The sequence below is a fragment of the Cupriavidus sp. IDO genome (assembly GCF_000812465.1).
In the GTDB taxonomy this organism is placed as follows: domain Bacteria; phylum Pseudomonadota; class Gammaproteobacteria; order Burkholderiales; family Burkholderiaceae; genus Cupriavidus.
This window is the reverse complement of the sequence record NZ_JWMA01000056.1, coordinates 1-17,484: the sequence shown is the minus strand read 5'-3', so window position 1 is coordinate 17,484 and position 17,484 is coordinate 1. Positions and strand designations below refer to the sequence as shown.

The following is a 17,484-nucleotide window of genomic DNA, read 5'->3' as shown; positions in this document are numbered from 1 at the left end:
CCGAGCGCGAGATTGCCGTGCCCACCCGTATCAAGCCAGGCGCGGAAAACCAGCGTTTGGCTGCATGAATGAGGCGACATCTACCTTGACGCGCGCCGGCCGCCTGCCAGATCGTTTGGACCGCCTCGGCGGCGACGTGTTTCAACGCATCCGGCAGGTCGGGGTGCTCGATGGTCACGCGCGTGCGAGCGCGCAGCAGCACCTCGGCGGGCGTCCCCATGCTGCCCTTGCGCACCAGGCTGTAGAGCTTGTTGGCGGTGGGCGTGACGACCAATGGCCCCACGCAGTCGCTAGCGTGTGGCGACCGGCCGTCGCATGGTGAGCGGGATGCCGCACAGAGTGTCCGCGTCCTGGTGTGCCAATGTTTCTATAAAGAAACGTGACGAGGCCAGATAAATTACAACGCCGCTGCTCGCTGCAGCTATGCCGGGGGAACTCGGACCCAAGTCGGCAGATAGCGAGGAGGCGTCGTGAGCGAAGTCAAGATGGGCATTCTGTCCCTAGCCCTACTGGGGGGAACCCTTTATGCATTGGCAAGAGCGCTGGGCATGAATTTGAGCATTGCCGACATGGCGGGGCAACTCGTGCAGCTAGGTTCTGATCTGATGCACCGGCTATGGCTCTAAGGAACCCCATGCTGGGCGGTCAAGCTGCCTAGATGCGTTGGTGATAGACGCGGCCCTGGCCCGTCGCTAGGCCGAAAGGTAGAGCGTCGAACCGGTGTGTGTCTAAGCCGCCATTATTTGACTAAGTCTCCGTGTGAAGTGCGTCTCAGCGAACGAATAGGGATGTCTGGTCATGCTAACGTCCCTAAACCAGAGGCGGCTAGTCTGGTTCGTCTGGCTTCGACGCGGCTTATGACCATGGTACTCGCCGACGGATCGGCATTGCGGCTGTAACCGAGTCGCGTTTGCAGTACTTTCATTACGTATAGGATTGAAGAAACGACAATTGCAACCTAGGATTATTATCCATTTGTCCTGCATCGAAAATTTGCGCCATTCAATAAATCGACGGCTTGGATCATGACAGACAAAAAAACTTCAATCTCGATTATTGATTTGGAAATTGAAAAAATAGCGCGGTCGGCATGCTCATCGATAGACATTGAATCCGTTTCAGATGAATCAACCAAAAGAATATTTAAATCTGGCCTCGATTGGATTGCAAACTTCATCACGATACCTCATCCCGAACTTGGAAGACGGGGGGCTGTTTGTCCTTTTGTCGGGCCATCTCACTGCGAAGGGTCATTGCTTTTTTGTTCCTGGGATGTAAAAAAACTTTCGTTTGAAATATTTTTATCTGTGTTAGAAAGGCTGTCTTCGCTGTATCATCGGTTGTCTCCAGGCATGTTTAAGACACGACGTTTTTCGATATGCATATTTCTGAGTGGCCTGAAAGAAGAGCAGTACTCGAAATATATAGACGAGGCTCATTCGATGGTGAAGCCAGTTTTTATGGATGCGGGATTGATGATTGGCGAATTTCATCCGTTAAGCGTGACGGAAGGAGTTCATTCTAAAATATTCCGGCCGATGCGCAGTAGCCAGCCAGCTTTTGTTGTGCGATATATGGCACTTCATGATGCAATGTTTATTGATAGAGACGGTAGCCCAGCCGAAGTACGTCTTCGCGAATTATTGAACTATAGATTTTGGATGGAAGAAGCTTTGCCCAAAGACGACATCTCGAGAATTGAGAAAAGGATTGAGGACTTGAAAGTGGCGATAGCAACGCGAAATTGATCAGGGTAGCTTGATTCAAAACGCGCATGACCGGCGTTCGCGTTCACGCCGCTCGGACATCGGACCCAGCGAGGCATCGATAGACGCCCGAGGCGCCGGCGTACCTAGCTACTGCATACTGGTGACAGATCAACCATCGTGTGCAAGGGGGCTGCAAAAATAGTCCGGGTTCTGGTTCTCATCGCCTTCATCGCCCAAGACGTTGGCGCGCCCGGCAACGAGAGTCCTTTCGTGCAAGAATTCCTCGAAGTAAGTTATTACAACGTCACGCGCTGTGCGCGAGGATAATGAGTGATCCACTTGCTTCAGCATCGTTACCGTAACGTTCTTCAGCTTTCCGATTTTGAGAGCGTTCGGTCTAAAACGGATCGGGAGTTCATCGAGCCCCGCATCGAACGGTCCGTACACCAGTGATGTTCGCACGCCTTTTCGTTCGAGGTCCATCAAGAGTTGGCGGACAGCAGAGCGCTCGTACCACCAGCGGCGTGCCAGACTCACGGCGATCCTTCGCAGATCCGACCGGCCGGTCAGCAGCCGGAGCCACTTATGTGGGTCGCGGATCGAACGCATGTACACCTGACTGGGGGCGCGCGGCTTCGTTTGGGGGCCGCTCCAAAAGAAAAATGGCAAGTTGATTGCCATGCAGCCCACCACGCGAGGATGCGCTAACGTCGTATGAATGCTGACGTATGCGCCCGCGCAAACGCCGAACATGACAATCCCTGGGTGTCCGGCCGCCATCAGCCATTCCACTCCCGCCGTCGCGTCTGTGACCGAATGACGCGCATACACGGCTTCGAGCGTCGGCGAATCGTCGTGATGCAAACTATCGCCAACACCGCCCAGGTCCATGCGTAACGAGGTGATACCTTGCGCCGCAAGCCGCCGCGCCATCAGCACGGCATACCTTCCGCTGCCGACGCGATGAACGCCGGCGGTATTGACGAGCAACACAGCCGGGGCGTGCTCGTTCGCGCAGCACGGCTGGCAGACTACGCCGACATAGCGTCCGTCTCCGAACACGACAGGCGTCTCATGACCGGCCGTAAAGTCGATCCGTGCATCGGCGGGCGGTGCAAGGATCTCGACCGCAGGCATCGCTGGCGTGCTGGACTGAAAGCCGAGCCACTCGAGCACACTGTCGAAGGCCCGTTGCGGCGGCACGCAAAACGTTGGGTCGACCAGGAAGAACTTGTCATACTCAGGGAAAATCTGCACATCTGCGCTCGCACCGTGGCCACGATAATGCTCGACAAACTGGTTCACGGATGCGCTGACGCAGCTATCATGCAACAGCACACGGGGCGCGGCGGGACGCTCGCGCTGTATGAGGTCGACGGCAGCGAGTTGCTCGAGCGTGTCGGCATACAGCTGGAATCCGAACGCCCCCACGGCTCGCCCGTCGTCGTCGGCTCGCGCTGCTTCGCGGCCTTCTAGGGTCTTGAGCCAGCTCTGATGCTGCATGCGCAGTTCCCGGATATAACGCTTGCCAGCGATGACGGGCGCCATCAAAACCAGGCTATCGACGTTGCCCAGTTCTTCGGCCGCCACGACTGCCAACGTCGCACCTAGACGCAAGCCGCACAGGGTGAGGCGTGTCACACCGGTAGCAGTCCGCAGATACTTTGTCGCAGCCTTGATGCTGTCGATCCATTCGCGAAAGCGATGCGGGTCTTCTTCGTCGCCCTCTGAATCGCCCGTTCCCGGATAGTCGAAGCGCAGAACGGGCATACCGCAGGCCACCGTCAACGACTCCGCAAAGTCGCGCCAGCCGCGGTGCACACATAGCGCCTCATAGCCGAACGGGTTACACAGCACCATGCCTGTTGAGGCCCCGGCGCCCGCCGGCAGGTGCAGCCACCCGAAACAGCCATTAAAGGTGACCGGCCTCATTGTGGGATTGGGAGTCATAGTTGTTTCCTCGCAGTCGCACACGGCCGGCGCGCCAGTCACTCGTCCCACACGAGCGGAGCGAGCGCCCTTGCGAGCGAATCGATACATCGAAACAGGTCAAACGTAATCAGCTCTCCAGGTATCTCTATGCCCAATGCCTCTTCAACGGCCAGCATCACACGGACCGTGCCGAGCGAAGACAAGCCAGCGGCGTAGAGGCTATCGGTATCGCCCAAGGTTTCGACCGGGACGTCGAGGCATGCGTTTTCCGAAAGAATGCGGCGAAGCGCGACTTTCACTTACCCCCTCCCATTTTGCATAGTCAATACACTCATGCGCGGCGTTGGCTGGCTAGTCCTGCTCGGGGGCGCCACGAACCTCAGGCGGCAAACATGGTGCGTGTGCACTGTTCAGCGAGAGCCATTCTGTCAATTTTGCCGTTCACGTTAAGCGGGAACGCGTCGATGACGACGATCCGTTGCGGCGCCGCATAGTCCGGCAAGCGCTGCCGGCACGCCCGCAGAACCCGCTCGATTTCGACCCGGGCGTTCGTCACGAAGGCGATGAGGCCGGCGGGTCGCCCAACTTCATCGAGCGGCCATGGGATCACCGCGCAAAGCGCAGCATGGCTGCACGCTTGCACGACATGTTCGACTTCTTCCAGCTCGACGCGGTTGCCGCGAATCTTGACCTGCGTATCAAGACGTCCCTGAAACACGATTCCATGTTGGTTGGTGGCGCGCGCCGTGTCGCCGGTTCGATACCAACGTTGCGCGCGCCGACCCGGATAAATCTTCAGAACGAACCTGTTATTGTCTGCTTGGTAGTCCGGCGACAAATAGCCACCGGCGAGCTGCGGGCCAGCGATCAGCAACTCGCCCGTCTGCTCCGCGGCAACCGGTTCGAGCTCGGCATCCACGATCATCAGTTCTACCCTCGGGAGTGCCCAGCCGAGCGGCATGACCGTGTGCTGCGGATTGTCGACGAATTCGGCACTGACCTCGAAGCGCGTGCAGGCGATGGTCGCTTCGGTCAGCCCGTACATATTAAAGAGCCGGCTGTTCGGCGCGGCGCGCATCCACGCCAGCGCCAACGAGCGAGGCAACGGCTCACCGCCGAACATCGAGACTCGAAGGCTCGAGAATGCACCTGGCGTCAATTTGCGCATTTGCTGCATGAAGCCGGCCACGGAAGGCACGCTATTCCAATGCGTTATCTCATGATGCTTAATGAAGTCCGCGTTATAGACAGGATCGACAGTGTCAGGCACGTACAGGCAGCCGCCGTTCGCCCAGCAGACGAACATGTCATGTACGGACGGATCGAAGCTCAACTCACAGAGCTGGATATAGCGTGCATCGCGCGCTTGTACTTGCAGCTGCAATTGACCCATTACATACGCATCGGCGTTCGCATGTGTAATCGGCACGCCCTTCGGCGCTCCTGTCGATCCAGACGTAAATAGTATGTACGCGACGTCGCGCTTGGTGCCCCGGTGTTGCACATAGGGTGCTGCCGGCAGCGCCGACAGAGTGGAATTAACGGACTGCAGATGTGAATCATCCGCACCTTCGTCGAGCAGGAAGATCTGCGGGCGTTCTTCGAGCAAGGACAGCACCTCCTCAAGCTCCCCGGCGCAACGACGATCGACCAGCATCAACGGCGCACCGGACTGCGCGATGATGGTCGCGGTCCGCGTAGCCGGAGCCTTCGGGCTGAGCGGGACATAGGCCATCCCGGCATCAAGAATTCCCAGCACGCCAACATAGGCGGCGACGCTGCGATGCCCAAATAGCAAACATCGTCCAATGTCGCTGGTCCGTGCAATCGCTGCAAGTCCCGCAGACACGCGACGTGCCCGGCTTTCGATTTCACCGTAACTGTAAAGACGCTCGTTGACCCATAATGCGGGGCTGTGCGAGTGGCTCGCAGCGGAATCGAAAAAGTAAGAATGCAACATCTGACGCCCTCGATCATTGACAAGACGGCAACCCCCTTAAGCACGCACCAGCGGTGTCTGCAGCATCCAGCATGCCATCCGTCAGCAGACCTCGCAGGGAATCTTAGCTGCCGACAGCCGGGCCGGTCGATTCCGTCCTCTCCGGTAACCCTTCAGCGGCCGGCTGAAGGCTTACGATAAAGCATAGACATTAGAACTACTGGTCTCCGTGCGGTACCGCGCGAAACTTTGCCGTCAGCCCGTTGACCATCCACGGGCCGTACTCCCTCACCGCTGACGGGTGGGGACGTTCATATTATTCATTCACCGGGAGCTGGACGTGCCCCGATGCTGATCGCCATTTGGGCCCATCAAGCCGACCGGCCGCGATAGCGACGATGTGCCCGGCCCGGTCAGCGCCAACGCCAGTTCGCGTTGCCGAAGTTCTGGGGTTCCGGAAGCCGGGTTTCCGCCGACGGCACGGAATGGAACCTCAATCTCTCCAGGACTTTTTCCCAGACGTTAACAGTTGTCCATCGGGCACGCCCGACCCCGAAGGATGAAGCGGGCTTTGGGCCGGTGAATTGCGCTTAGACAGGAATAAGATCGTAGCTGGTGTCGGTAAACGAGGTCGGCTTGCGCTTGGTGCTCCGAGCCCGTTTAACAGTTGGACCCGTAGCCCTGCGAGCACCCCGAATTGCGACCATGGGTGGTGACACCCCGGATCGCGCCTAGTAGATTTCGAAACCGAGGGCTGCTGCCGATGCCATTAATCCGCGTTTGATTCCTCACGGCGGGCCAGCCTCTGCCTCACAGAAAGTCATAGTGTCTTCTTAACATTCTCGGCCGTTGACAACCAACAGCCGAATGGCCAGGGAGGGCGCGGGGCCGCTTAGTCCCCGCGCTCGTCGCGGACCTGCACCTTGCCGTCCTCCACCCGGACCGGAAAGGTCGCCACCGGCTCGTAGGCGGGCGGGCACAGCGCCTCGCCCGTCAGCAGGGAAAAGTGCGAGCCGTGGCGCGGGCAGACGACTTCCTGGCCTTCCACGTCACCGCCGCAGAGCGGCTCGGCCTCGTGCGAGCAGAGGTCCTCGATGGCGTAGTAATTGCCACCCACATTGAATACCGCGACCTGGACGCCATCGACATCGACGCTGCGGCAAGTGCCGGGCGCGAACTCGTCGGCGCGGGCGACATCGAACCACTCGCTCATCTCAGATCAGCCCCAGTTCCAGGCGCGCCGCCTCGCTCATTCGTTCTCTCGACCAGGGCGGGTCCCATACCAGTTCAACCTCGACTTCGTTCACGCCGCTGGCTTCCATCACGGCGCCCTCCACCACACCGGGAAAGGTCTGCGCCACCGGGCAGCCCGGTGCGGTCAGCGTCATGCGGATGCCCACCTTGCCGCTGGCTTCGTCCGCCGATAACTGGTAGATCAGGCCAAGGTCGTAGATGTTGACCGGAATCTCGGGGTCGTACACCGTACGCAAGGCCGCTATCACCCGCCCCTCGAGGCTGTCCGGCTCAGGCTCGAACCTGTCTTCGTGTTCCTCGGCCTTGCGCAGCCAATCGATCATGCTCATCGCTTCACTCCGTTGAGATCGGCCTGGCGCGGTTCTCCAAAGCAGCTTGCATGGTATGCCAGGCCAGCGTTGCGCACTTCACGCGTGCCGGGAACTCGCGCACGCCCGCCAGGACCTCCAGCTTGCCCAGCGTCACGCCGGCTTCCCCCGATTCTCCGGTCACCAGCGCGTGGAAGCCGGAGAACAAGGCCCGTGCCTGTGCCTCAGTCTTGCCCTTGAGCGCTTCTGTCATCAGCGAGGCTGAGGCGGTGGAGATGGCGCAGCCTGAGCCATCGAAGCTGGCGTCCTCGATCACCCCGTCCCTGATTCTCAGGTACAGCGTCAGCCGGTCACCGCACAGCGGGTTGAAGCCCTCGGCGCTGTGGCTCGCCGCCGCCATCCGCCCGAAATTGCGCGGCGAGCGGCTGTGGTCGACAACCACTTCCTGGTAGAGGTTGCGCAGGTCAGACATCAGCCGAATACCTCCTGTGCCGCGCGCACGGCAGCAAACAGTGCATCCACTTCTTCACGCGTGTTGTACAGCGCGAAGGAAGCGCGCACCGTGGCAGGCACGCCGAAACGCTCCATCACGGGCATGGCGCAATGGTGGCCGGCACGAACCGCCACGCCGTGCTGATCGAGGATGGTGCCGACATCGTGGGGATGGATGCCGTCCAGGGTGAACGAGAGGATGCTCGCCTTGTCGGCAGCCGTGCCGATCATGCGCAGCCCGGCGACCTGCCCCGCCTGCGCGCTGGCGTAGGCGAGCAGCACGTGCTCGTGGGCGGCGATGGCCTCCAGGCCGACTGCGCGCACATACTCGATGGCGGCGCCAAGGGCGATGACGCCGGCGATATTGGGGGTGCCGGCCTCAAACTTGTAGGGAAGATCGTTGTATGTGGTCTTGCGGAACGTGACCTCGCGGATCATGTCCCCGCCGCCCTGGTAAGGCGGCATGGCATCGAGCAGCGCAGCCTTGCCAAAGAGTACGCCGACGCCGGTGGGGCCGTAGAGCTTGTGCCCGGAGAAGGCGTAGAAATCGCAATCGAGGGCCTGTACGTCGACCTTGAGGTGGGGCACCGCCTGGGCGCCATCGACCAGCACCGGGATGCCCCAGGCATGCGCCAGCTCGATAATGTGTCGCACCGGGTTAACCGTGCCGAGCGCGTTGGAGAGGTGTGCCAATGCGACCAGCCTAGTGCGGGGGCCGAGCAATTGCGCGAACTGTTCCAGGATCAGCTCGCCGGCATCATTGATCGGCGCCACCTGCAGAAAGGCGCCGGTGCGCTGGCACGCCAGTTGCCACGGCACGATATTGGAGTGGTGCTCCATCGCGCTGATCAGGATCTCGTCGCCCGGGCGCAGGCGCTGGCCGAAGCTTGCCGCCACCAGGTTGATCGCCTCGGTGGTGCCGCGCACGAACACGATTTCCTCGCGCCCGGCCGCGTTGATCAGGTCTCGCACGGCGTCGCGCGAGGCTTCGTAGGCATCGGTGGCGCGCTGGCTCAGGGTGTGCACGCCGCGGTGGACATTGGCGTTGAGCGCGCTGTAGTAACGCGCTTCGCAATCGATCACGCTTTGCGGCTTCTGCGTGGTGGCGGCGTTGTCCAGATAGATCAGCGGCTTGCCGTTGACAGTCTGGCGCAGGATGGGGAAATCCTGCCGCAGCCGCTCTACCTCCAGGCGGGCGGCCGGCACCGCGCGCTTCACGGCCATCAGTTCATGCGCTGCCGTGTTCATGGCAGCTCCTTCACAGGCTCGGACAGCCGGCCGCGCAAGATCGCTTCCAGCCGCGTGCGCAATGGAGCGGGGCCGAGCCGCCTGACGACCTCCTCGGCGAAGGCAAAGGTCAGCAGGGCACGCGCCGCGGCATCATCCATCCCACGCGAGCGCAGGTAGTAAATCTGCTCGGCATCGAGCTGGCCTACGGTGGCGCCGTGGCCGCATTTGACGTCGTCGGCATAGATCTCCAGCTGCGGCTTGGTGTCGATCTCGGCTTGGTCAGACAGCAGCAGGTTGCGGTTGGACTGGTGGGCATCGCTGTGCTGGGCATCGGCATGCACCACTACCTTGCCGTTGAAGACCGCGCGCGAGGCGCCCGCCAGCACGCCTTTATACAACTCGCGACTCTTGCTGTGCGGGCTGGCGTGGTCGACGCGGGTGTGGTGGTCGATATGCTGCCGCCCGGCGGTCATATACAACCCGTCCAGCGAACACTCGGTATGCTCGGCATTCAGCCCGACTTCGATGTCAACACGCGCGAGGGCGCTGCCCAGGGCAAAGGAACTGGAGGCGAAGCGGCTACCCTGCCGCTGGTCCAGGTTCACGCCGGCGATATGGAAGGCCTTGAGGCTCTCCTGCTGCAGCTTGTGATGTTCGACCTGCGCATCGCGCTCGGCAACGATGTCAGTGATGGTATTGGTGCAATAGCCCAGGCCATCCAGGCCCGCGTGGTGCTCCACGATGCAGACTCGGCTGCCGGCTTGCGCCACCACGAGGTTGCGCGCATGGATTGCCAGCTCGCCAGCCGTGGCGAGGAACAGCAAGTGGATCGGCTGTTCGGGGACGGTTCCGGCCGCCACGCGGATATAGGCACCGTCGGTCATGAACGCCATGTTCAAGGCGGCGAAGCCGGACGGATAGTCGCTAGCGCGACGCAGGAGCAGCGCTTCCAGGCAGTCCGGTGCGCGCTCCAGCGTGGCGGCGAGGCTGGCGAGCTCCATCCCCGCAGGCAGAGCACCGATGCGCGACCATTGCGGCTGGTGCGCGCCGTTGACGAATACCAGCAGGTGCGCGCCGGCCAGGGCGAGCGCCTCGATCCGCGCTGCCACCGCAGCGTCCAGGCCGTCGCCGGCCTGCGGCAGTGTCACGGCAAAGTGGCTTCTCTCGAGTGCGGCCACGCTGGTGTATTTCCAGTCCTCCTGGCGCAGCGTGGGAAACCCGGCCTGGGCGAAATGATCCAGCGCCTGCCGGCGCGCGTGCGCAAGCCAGCCCAGGCGGCGGCCGGGCAGCGCGGCCTCGACGCGTTCGAACTCGGCGAGATAGTGCTCCAGTCCGCTTGCGCTCATGCTGAAGACTCCATCCCGGTGACGGCCTGCGCCTCCACCCCGGCATAGCCGCGCCGTTCCAGTTCGCGCGCCAGCTCGGGCCCGCCGGACCTGGCGATGCGGCCGTGCGCAAGCACGTGAACCTGATCCGGCACGATGTAATCGAGCAGGCGCTGGTAGTGCGTGACCAGCACAATGGCGCGTTGCGGGCTGCGCATGGCCTCGATGCCCCTGGCGACGATCTTGAGCGCATCGATGTCGAGACCGGAGTCGGTCTCGTCGAGAATGGCGAGCCGGGGCTCCAGCACCGCCATCTGCAGGATCTCGTTGCGCTTCTTCTCGCCGCCGGAGAAGCCCTCGTTCACCGAGCGGTAAAGCAGGTCCTGGTCCATCTCCATGAGCTGGAGCTTGTCCTTGACCAGGGCGAGAAAATCGATGGCGTCCAGCTCCGGCTCGCCGCGGTGCTTGCGGATCGCGTTGAGCCCCGCCTTCAGCAGGTAGATATTCGAGACGCCGGGGATTTCCACCGGATACTGAAAGGCGAGGAAGATGCCCGCGCGGGCGCGCTCTTCCGGCGGCATCCCAAGCAGGTTGGTGCCATCGTAGAGGACTTCGCCCGCAGTCACGGTCAAGCGGTCGCGGCCGGCCAGTACGTGGGCCAGGGTGCTCTTGCCTGAACCGTTGGGGCCCATGATGGCGTGCACCTCGCCGGCCTTCACGCTGAGGTCGATGCCGTGCAGGATGGGCTTGTCGTCTACACTGACGTGCAGCTTGCGAATCTCAAGCATGGCTGGCTTCTTTCTCCAATGCGCCTGCAGCGCGCCCCCTGCGCGCCACCCTTACCCGATACTGCCTTCCAGGCTCACGCCCAGCAGCTTCTGGGCTTCCACCGCGAATTCCATCGGCAGCTCCTTGAATACTTCCTTGCAAAATCCGTTCACGATCATCGAAACCGCATCCTCGGCGCTGACACCGCGGCTCTGGCAATAGAACAACTGGTCCTCGCCGATGCGCGAGGTGGAGGCCTCGTGCTCGACCTGGCCGGTGGCGTTCTTCACCTCGATATAAGGGAAGGTGTGGGCGGCGCATTTGTCCCCCAGCAGCAGGGAATCGCACTGCGAGTAGTTGCGCGCGCCGACTGCGCTCCTGGCCATCTTCACCAGCCCGCGGTAGGCGTTCCGGCCGTGGCCGGCCGAAATGCCCTTGGAAAGGATGGTGCTCCTGGTATTCCTGCCGAGGTGGGTCATCTTGGTACCGGTGTCGGCCTGCTGGTAGTGGTTGGTCAGCGCGACCGAATAGAACTCGCCGACTGAGTCGTCGCCCTGCAGGATCACGCTTGGATACTTCCAGGTGATGGCGGAGCCGGTCTCCACCTGGGTCCACGAAATCTTCGAGCGCGCGCCGCGGCAGTCGCCGCGCTTGGTGACGAAGTTATAGATGCCGCCCTTGCCTTCCTTATCGCCCGGATACCAGTTCTGCACGGTCGAGTATTTGATCTGTGCGTCTTCCAGCGCGATCAGCTCCACCACCGCGGCATGCAGTTGGTTCTCGTCGCGCATCGGCGCGGTGCAACCTTCCAGATAGCTGACGTAAGCGCCCCGGTCGGCGATGATCAGGGTGCGCTCGAACTGGCCGGTGTTGCGGGCATTGATGCGGAAGTAGGTCGACAGCTCCATCGGGCAGCGTATCCCGGGCGGGATATAGCAGAACGAGCCGTCGCTGAACACGGCGGAGTTGAGCGTGGCGAAAAAGTTGTCGGTATAAGGCACGACCGAGCCGAGATACTGCTGCACCAGCGCCGGATGCTCCCGCACCGCCTCGGAGAACGAGCAGAAGATGATGCCGAGTTCGCCCAGTTTCTGCTTGAAGGTGGTGGCCACCGAGACGCTGTCGAATACCGCGTCCACCGCCACGCCTGCCAGCAGTTCACGCTCGTGCAGTGGCACGCCCAGCTTTTCGTAGGTGCGCAACAACTCCGGATCGACCTCGTCCAGCGTCTTCGGTCCCGCCTTCTGGGAGCGCGGCGCTGAATAGTAGGCGATCGCCTGGTAGTCGATGGGCGGGTGCTTGACCGTCGCCCAGTGCGGCTCGGACATCGTCAGCCAGTGGCGGAAGGCCTTGAGACGCCACTCCCGCATGAATTCCGGCTCGCCCTTGATGGCCGAGATCATGCGGATCACGTCCTCATTCAGCCCGCACGGCACCGTGTCCGTCTCCACGGGCGTGTAGAAGCCATGCTTATAGCCTTGGCTGATCAGTTCATCGAGCTTGCGTGCCGGGGTTGCCATGTTCTGCCTTCGCTTGCCACTGTCATCTAAATCACGAAATGTCAGCTTGCGGCACGTGCGCGCGTCGGGCGTGCAAGGCCCCAATATCCACCGGGTGCAACACCGGTTGTGCCATATCTGCCAGTGTCACACCGTTAAGCGCCCCAAAGATCACTCTATTGATCGATTGCCAGTTGGCGCGGATGGTGCACAGACCTTCCTGTGCACACAGACCGGCAGCGACACTGCACTCGGTCATGCCGGCCGGGCCTTCCATGGCGTCAATCACCTGTGCGATTGAGATATGTTCCGGCGGTCGTGCCAGCAGATAGCCGCCATTGGCGCCACGCAACGACTGCAGCAAGTGGTGCCTTGCCAGCCTCTTCAGAATCTTGCTTGCCGTCGGTACCGCCACGCCGATCGCGGCGGCGACCTCGGCGGCACTGCAAATTCGGCCCGGGTCTCGCGCCAAGTGCGTCATGATCACCGTGCCGTAGTCGGTCAGCTTGCTTAGTCTGAGCATCGTCGCCACCAGTATTTGCCAATTAGAACCAGTTTGGTCCTCATTTGTTCCAGCAGCCCTGTTTCGCGTCAGGCCGGGATGCGGAGAATCCGCTATCACCAGGCCGCCGTCGACGGTGTATAGATGATTAGCTGCGCCTACGGGCCATGCGAACCCCGAGACCTTTCGGGGGACTCTGGAAAGAGTCCTTTGCATCCCTGTAGCAACGGCGAACTATCGATGCGTGGGCGTGCGATGTGGGCAAGTCTTTAACGCTGCGAGAGCTGGCCTGCCTCACGCCAGCGCCGAGGAGACTCAGGCATGGTCAACCAACCCATTACCGTCATCACTGGCGCGAGCCGCGGCTTGGGCCGCGCGGCCGCGCGCCGGCTGGCCACCGTGGAAGGCCATCTGGTCGTCGCTACGGCGCGCAAGCCGACGGACCTCGAGGTGCTGCAGACAGAGCTCCGGCTTGCGGGTCATCCGATCGCTTGCCACCCCCTTGACGTTACGGAGGACAGCGCGGCGGCTGCGCTGGCCAACTGGCTGACTGAACGCTTCGGTCGCGTGGACGTGCTGATCAACAACGCTGGTGTTTCGCTCGACCACTACGACACCAGCCTGCTCGAACTGCCGCTCGAGGCCCTGCGCCGCACCCTGGAAACCAATCTTTTCGGCGTGCTGCGGATCACCCAGGCGTTGGCGCCGCTGCTGCGCGCCAGCCGCGCCGGCCGGGTGGTCAACCTGGCTTCGGGCCTGGGACAGCTGGCGGAGATGGGCAGCGGCGTGCCGGCCTACCGAATCTCGAAAACGGCGCTAAATGCCGTCACGCGCATCCTGGCCGCCGAGATGGCCGATAGCGGCGTCAAGGTCAACTCGGTGTGTCCCGGTTGGTGTCGCACCGACCTGGGCGGCCCCGATGCGCCGCGCTCGCCCGAGCAGGGCATCGACACCGTGGTCTGGCTGACAACGCTGCCCGACGATGGCCCCACCGGTGGCTTCTTCCGCGATCGCCAGTCGATTCCATGGTAGCCAGGCGCGATCAAGAGTGGGGTTCGCACGGGCGTGTATGCTCGCTCAGCGCCCGGTGAAAACCGTCAACACCGTGTAGCCATATAGGTGGTCCCGCGCGATCTCGCCGCCGACGTAAAATCCCGCCAGCGGCAAGTCGCCAAGCGCATTACGCACCGTCTGCAGTTCCACGCGCAGCGCGCCGAAATGCGGCCCGCCTCGGCCCGAGCGGCTGATATAGAGCGCGCCGGCGGCCTGACCGGCCGCGCGGCTCTCGAGCTCGGCGCGGATCTCGGTGGCAATGCGCATCAGGTCCGCCCGCGCCGCGGCGGGATTGCGCGTGCAAAAGGCCTGCCGCATGCCGGGCTCGGCCACGTCAGCCCGCGCCAGTACCCGATGCTCTACATCCACGCCCAACAGATGCCGTACCAGCGTGTCCGCGCCGAACCGGCCAGGTGCAGGCTGGGGCAGCGTCTGCTGCCCGTGCTCATCGAAATGACCGGCAAGATCGGCGACCAGACCCAGCACGGTCGTCGGACTCGATTGCACGAACTTGAGGATATAGAGCCGGGAAACGAACTGATCAAGCGTAGGGGCACTCGTAGGCGCTGGTGATGCACCTTGGGGTGCGAGAAATCTGTTCATCAAGCGCAGGCCATGACTGCTTCTGCAGGCCGGCACGCTTGCTAAAAGAGAGGGGGGTGCATAGGGCACCCCAAAGCTTGCCTTGTGTACGCCGGCACAGGCCGGCGCAGGTCCTTAGCGCTTGGGCACTACTCCTCTTGGAACGCTTCTTCGCGCTTGGCCTTGATCGACGGCAGCGCCACCACGGCCACCAGCACAGCCGCGGCGATCAGCAGGCTGAGCGACAGCGGACGGGTCACGAACACGGTGAACCTACCCCGCGACAGCAACAGCGCCCGGCGGAAGTTCTCCTCCATCATCGGTCCGAGCACGAAGCCCAGCAGCAGCGGTGCCGGCTCGCACTTAAGCTTGATGAACAGGTAGCCGATCACACCGAAGCCAGCCGCGGTAAAGACGTCGAAGGTCTGGTTGTTGACGGAGAAGACGCCGATGCAGCAGAACACCAGGATGGCCGGGTACAGGAAGCGGTAAGGTACCTGCAGCAGCTTGACCCAGATCCCGATCAGCGGCAGGTTCAGGATGATCAGCATCAGGTTGCCGATCCACATCGAGGCGATCAGGCCCCAGAACAGCGCCGGGTTGCTGGTCATGACCTGCGGGCCTGGCTGGATGTTGTGGATGGTCATCGCGCCCACCATCAGCGCCATCACGGCGTTGGGCGGGATGCCCAGCGTCAGCAACGGGATGAAAGAGGTCTGCGCCGCGGCGTTGTTGGCCGATTCCGGACCTGCCACGCCTTCGATGGCGCCCTTGCCGAACTCATGGGAGTACTTCGAGGTCTTCTTTTCCAGCGAGTACGCTGCGAACGAAGCGAGCGCCGCGCCACCGCCGGGCAGGATGCCCAGAATGGAGCCTAGCGCGGTACCGCGCAGCACTGCTGGCGCCATGCGCCTGAAGTCCGCCTTGGAGGGCCACAGGTTGGTAACGTGATCGGTGAAGGTCTCGCGGTCTTCTTTCTGTTCGAGGTTGGCGATGATTTCCGCGAAACCGAACATGCCCATGGCCAGCGCGACGAAATCGACGCCATCGGTCAACTCCGGCACATCGAAGTTGAAGCGCGCGGCCCCCGAGTTCACGTCGGTACCGACCAGCCCCAGCAGCAGCCCCAGCACGATCATCGCGACCGCCTTGGGCAGCGAGCCCGAGGCCAGCACCACGGCGCCGATCAGGCCTAGGCACATCAGCGAGAAGTATTCGGCGGGACCGAACTTGAACGCCAGTTCCGACAGCGGCGTGGCGAACGCGGCCAGGATCAGCGTGGACACGCAACCGGCGAAGAAGGAGCCCAGGCCTGCTGTGGCCAGCGCCACCCCCGCTCGTCCTCGCCGCGCCATCTGATAGCCATCAATAGTGGTGACCACCGATGACGATTCACCCGGCAGGTTGACCAGGATGGCGGTGGTGGAGCCGCCGTACTGTGCGCCGTAGTAAATACCGGCCAGCATGATGAGCGCGGCCACCGGCGGCAGCGTGTAGGTAACCGGCAGCAGCATCGCGATGGTGGCGAGCGGCCCGATGCCCGGCAGCACGCCGATCAGCGTACCGAGCACGCAGCCGAGGAAGCAATAGGCAAGGTTCTGCAGCGTTAGCGCCGTGGAGAATCCAAGGGCCAGGTGTTCGAATAGTTCCATTTTTGGCCGTCTCCTTAGCCCGTAAGGAAAGCCGGCCACACCGGCATCTGCAGATTGATGCCATACACGAAGGCGCCCATGCTGATCAGCACCAGCACCACGCCGTTGAGAAGCGCACCCTTCCAGCTAAATTCGTGGCTGGCCATCGAGGAGACCAGAACCAGCACGAAGACCGACAGCACCATGCCGAGCGGCTTGAGCAGCAGGCCGAACAGCACCACCGATCCCAGGATCCAAAACAGGGTTTTCAGGTCCCAGCGGGCCAGGTGGTCTTCCTCACCCTTGCTCGACAGCGAGCCGATCAGCACCAGCGCACCGAGGACGGCGAGTACCAGCCCAAGCAGAAAGGGGAAATACCCCGGGCCCATCTTGGCGGCGGTTCCCATGGAATAGCCGCGTGCGACCCAGGAAAAGCCCAGGCCGACCAGAATGAACATCAGGCCGGAGGCAAAGTCCTTTTGGCTGCGTATGCGCAAAACGATTCTCCTCAAAGAACATGAAATGCGACGCCGCGCGCAGCCTCAGGCGCAGAGTGTTCCGGGCATGCAGGCGCACACCCGCAGGGATGGATCGAACGTTAGAAAGCCAATCTTTCAGCCGGCTTTCAACAGTCATTGCTTAGGGGTATGTCCCGATATGACCCCAAGCGCAGATGCCACGGCAAGACATCAGGTCATGATGCACATGCGCTCCACCATCGGTAGCGCAGTTCCAGTCCGCGCTTGCGGCCGCGGCCAGGGCCTCAAGGCACGGCGACGCAGGCGCTGAAGAAGAGCTGCTGACGCATGCCGCGGATCTCTATCGCGGTGACCTGCTGGCCAACTGCTATGACGAGTGGATCCACCGTTCCGTCAGACTTGCTCATTCCTGCTCAAACAGGAACAAAGCTGACTTTCTGCTTCACTGAGGCCAGTTTCGCCATCGTCTTGCGACGATGGCCAGCGCCTTCCTCTCCACAGACTGACACCGTGGAACTCACGGCGATGTGACACAGGTTCACGGCGGCGTTGATGTCGCGGTCGTGAATCGTCCCGCACGCGGGACACGTCCATTCGCGCACGGCGAGCGGCAAGATGCCCAGCGTGTGTCCGCATGTCGAGCACGTCTTGCTGCTGGCGTAGAAGCGGTCGGCCACCACAATCTCGCCACCGCGCATGTCCGCCTTGTACTCCAGTTGCCGCCTGAGTTCGAAGAAACTCATATCAGCGATGGCGCGGGCCAGATGGCGGTTCTTTACCA

At 62.1% G+C, this 17,484-nt stretch carries 17 protein-coding genes and 3 pseudogenes; 4 read left to right on the top strand and 16 right to left on the bottom strand.

Going from position 1 to position 17,484, the window contains the following annotated elements:
* Positions 1-220, bottom strand: a pseudogene (locus RM96_RS40010) (DNA-binding protein); the annotation flags it as partial.
* A gap of 250 nt (positions 221-470) precedes the next feature.
* On the opposite strand from RM96_RS40010, the gene RM96_RS39400 reads away from it, so the two are divergent.
* Positions 471-626 (top strand): hypothetical protein, encoded by a 156-nt coding sequence (locus tag RM96_RS39400; RefSeq protein ID WP_193752479.1) that lies wholly within the window; start codon positions 471-473, stop codon positions 624-626.
* Positions 627-1,025: 399 nt separating this feature from the next.
* Complete coding sequence (locus RM96_RS38670) at positions 1,026-1,748, top strand: DUF6875 domain-containing protein (protein ID WP_152624142.1); 723 nt, start codon at positions 1,026-1,028, stop codon at positions 1,746-1,748.
* Positions 1,749-1,877: 129 nt separating this feature from the next.
* Here RM96_RS38670 and RM96_RS18490 read toward each other — a convergent pair whose 3' ends face one another.
* The 11 genes from RM96_RS18490 to RM96_RS18440 all read right to left on the bottom strand — a co-directional run bounded on the left by RM96_RS18490 (position 1,878) and on the right by RM96_RS18440 (position 12,979).
* Positions 1,878-3,659, bottom strand: a complete 1,782-nt coding sequence (locus RM96_RS18490) for a serine aminopeptidase domain-containing protein (protein ID WP_052279577.1) — start codon at positions 3,657-3,659, stop codon at positions 1,878-1,880.
* A 38-nt stretch (positions 3,660-3,697) separates the two neighbouring features.
* The gene (locus RM96_RS18485) at positions 3,698-3,940 is read right to left on the bottom strand and encodes an acyl carrier protein (RefSeq protein WP_039012701.1); all 243 of its coding nucleotides are present in this window, start codon (positions 3,938-3,940) and stop codon (positions 3,698-3,700) included.
* An 80-nt stretch (positions 3,941-4,020) separates the two neighbouring features.
* On the bottom strand, positions 4,021-5,601 hold the full coding sequence (locus RM96_RS18480; RefSeq protein WP_039012699.1) for an amino acid adenylation domain-containing protein: 1,581 nt from the start codon (positions 5,599-5,601) through the stop codon (positions 4,021-4,023).
* A gap of 871 nt (positions 5,602-6,472) precedes the next feature.
* Positions 6,473-6,793, bottom strand: a complete 321-nt coding sequence (locus RM96_RS18475; RefSeq protein ID WP_039012697.1) for a Rieske (2Fe-2S) protein — start codon at positions 6,791-6,793, stop codon at positions 6,473-6,475.
* Position 6,794: 1 nt separating this feature from the next.
* Positions 6,795-7,163, bottom strand: coding sequence for an SUF system Fe-S cluster assembly protein (locus RM96_RS18470; protein ID WP_039012695.1), 369 nt, complete (start codon positions 7,161-7,163; stop codon positions 6,795-6,797).
* A 4-nt stretch (positions 7,164-7,167) separates the two neighbouring features.
* Positions 7,168-7,614, bottom strand: a complete 447-nt coding sequence (sufU, locus tag RM96_RS18465) for a Fe-S cluster assembly sulfur transfer protein SufU (RefSeq protein WP_039012693.1) — start codon at positions 7,612-7,614, stop codon at positions 7,168-7,170.
* Entirely contained in the window at positions 7,614-8,882 is a 1,269-nt protein-coding gene (locus tag RM96_RS18460) for a cysteine desulfurase (protein ID WP_039012691.1), read from the bottom strand. The genes sufU and RM96_RS18460 overlap by 1 nt, the downstream gene beginning before the upstream one ends.
* On the bottom strand, positions 8,879-10,210 hold the full coding sequence (gene sufD / locus RM96_RS18455) for a Fe-S cluster assembly protein SufD (protein WP_039012689.1): 1,332 nt from the start codon (positions 10,208-10,210) through the stop codon (positions 8,879-8,881). The genes RM96_RS18460 and sufD overlap by 4 nt, the downstream gene beginning before the upstream one ends.
* The gene (gene sufC, locus RM96_RS18450) at positions 10,207-10,977 is read right to left on the bottom strand and encodes a Fe-S cluster assembly ATPase SufC (protein WP_039012687.1); all 771 of its coding nucleotides are present in this window, start codon (positions 10,975-10,977) and stop codon (positions 10,207-10,209) included. Before sufC ends, sufD begins: the two co-directional genes overlap by 4 nt.
* Before the next feature lie 51 nt (positions 10,978-11,028).
* Positions 11,029-12,477 carry a Fe-S cluster assembly protein SufB gene (gene sufB, locus RM96_RS18445; protein ID WP_039012685.1) on the bottom strand — a complete coding sequence of 483 codons (1,449 nt, stop codon included), beginning with the start codon at positions 12,475-12,477 and terminating at the stop codon, positions 11,029-11,031.
* 31 nt (positions 12,478-12,508) lie between these two features.
* A complete protein-coding gene (locus tag RM96_RS18440; RefSeq protein ID WP_039012706.1) occupies positions 12,509-12,979 on the bottom strand; it encodes an SUF system Fe-S cluster assembly regulator in 471 nt (156 codons plus the stop codon).
* A gap of 300 nt (positions 12,980-13,279) precedes the next feature.
* Between RM96_RS18440 and RM96_RS18435 the strand changes: the two genes are divergently transcribed.
* Positions 13,280-13,990 carry an SDR family oxidoreductase gene (locus RM96_RS18435; RefSeq protein ID WP_039012683.1) on the top strand — a complete coding sequence of 237 codons (711 nt, stop codon included), beginning with the start codon at positions 13,280-13,282 and terminating at the stop codon, positions 13,988-13,990.
* A 45-nt stretch (positions 13,991-14,035) separates the two neighbouring features.
* Here the strand turns inward: RM96_RS18435 and RM96_RS18430 are convergent.
* The 3 genes and pseudogenes from RM96_RS18430 to RM96_RS18420 form a co-directional block, all read right to left on the bottom strand.
* Positions 14,036-14,425: pseudogene (locus tag RM96_RS18430) on the bottom strand (FIST C-terminal domain-containing protein); the annotation flags it as partial.
* Positions 14,426-14,742: 317 nt separating this feature from the next.
* Positions 14,743-16,245, bottom strand: coding sequence for a tripartite tricarboxylate transporter permease (locus RM96_RS18425; RefSeq protein ID WP_039012682.1), 1,503 nt, complete (start codon positions 16,243-16,245; stop codon positions 14,743-14,745).
* A gap of 14 nt (positions 16,246-16,259) precedes the next feature.
* Positions 16,260-16,721, bottom strand: a complete 462-nt coding sequence (locus tag RM96_RS18420) for a tripartite tricarboxylate transporter TctB family protein (RefSeq protein WP_039012680.1) — start codon at positions 16,719-16,721, stop codon at positions 16,260-16,262.
* Between the two features lie 287 nt (positions 16,722-17,008).
* On the opposite strand from RM96_RS18420, the pseudogene RM96_RS40005 reads away from it, so the two are divergent.
* Positions 17,009-17,152 (top strand): annotated as a pseudogene (locus RM96_RS40005) (hypothetical protein); the annotation flags it as partial.
* Here RM96_RS40005 and RM96_RS18415 read toward each other — a convergent pair.
* On the bottom strand, positions 17,117-17,484 hold a 368-nt coding region (locus RM96_RS18415; RefSeq protein WP_039012679.1), incomplete at its 5' end, for an RNA-guided endonuclease InsQ/TnpB family protein. The pseudogene RM96_RS40005 and the gene RM96_RS18415 overlap by 36 nt on opposite strands.

What these genes read in the sequence shown, in the direction of transcription:
- RM96_RS38670 (WP_152624142.1), top strand. Translation starts at nt 1,026, where the DNA reads ATGACAGACAAAAAAACTTCAATCTCGATTATTGATTTGGAAATTGAA.
- RM96_RS18490 (WP_052279577.1), bottom strand. Translation starts at nt 3,659, where the DNA reads ATGACTCCCAATCCCACAATGAGGCCGGTCACCTTTAATGGCTGTTTC.
- RM96_RS18480 (WP_039012699.1), bottom strand. Translation starts at nt 5,601, where the DNA reads ATGTTGCATTCTTACTTTTTCGATTCCGCTGCGAGCCACTCGCACAGC.
- RM96_RS18475 (WP_039012697.1), bottom strand. Translation starts at nt 6,793, where the DNA reads ATGAGCGAGTGGTTCGATGTCGCCCGCGCCGACGAGTTCGCGCCCGGC.
- RM96_RS18470 (WP_039012695.1), bottom strand. Translation starts at nt 7,163, where the DNA reads ATGAGCATGATCGATTGGCTGCGCAAGGCCGAGGAACACGAAGACAGG.
- sufU (WP_039012693.1), bottom strand. Translation starts at nt 7,614, where the DNA reads ATGTCTGACCTGCGCAACCTCTACCAGGAAGTGGTTGTCGACCACAGC.
- RM96_RS18460 (WP_039012691.1), bottom strand. Translation starts at nt 8,882, where the DNA reads ATGAACACGGCAGCGCATGAACTGATGGCCGTGAAGCGCGCGGTGCCG.
- sufD (WP_039012689.1), bottom strand. Translation starts at nt 10,210, where the DNA reads ATGAGCGCAAGCGGACTGGAGCACTATCTCGCCGAGTTCGAACGCGTC.
- sufC (WP_039012687.1), bottom strand. Translation starts at nt 10,977, where the DNA reads ATGCTTGAGATTCGCAAGCTGCACGTCAGTGTAGACGACAAGCCCATC.
- sufB (WP_039012685.1), bottom strand. Translation starts at nt 12,477, where the DNA reads ATGGCAACCCCGGCACGCAAGCTCGATGAACTGATCAGCCAAGGCTAT.
- RM96_RS18440 (WP_039012706.1), bottom strand. Translation starts at nt 12,979, where the DNA reads ATGCTCAGACTAAGCAAGCTGACCGACTACGGCACGGTGATCATGACG.
- RM96_RS18435 (WP_039012683.1), top strand. Translation starts at nt 13,280, where the DNA reads ATGGTCAACCAACCCATTACCGTCATCACTGGCGCGAGCCGCGGCTTG.
- RM96_RS18425 (WP_039012682.1), bottom strand. Translation starts at nt 16,245, where the DNA reads ATGGAACTATTCGAACACCTGGCCCTTGGATTCTCCACGGCGCTAACG.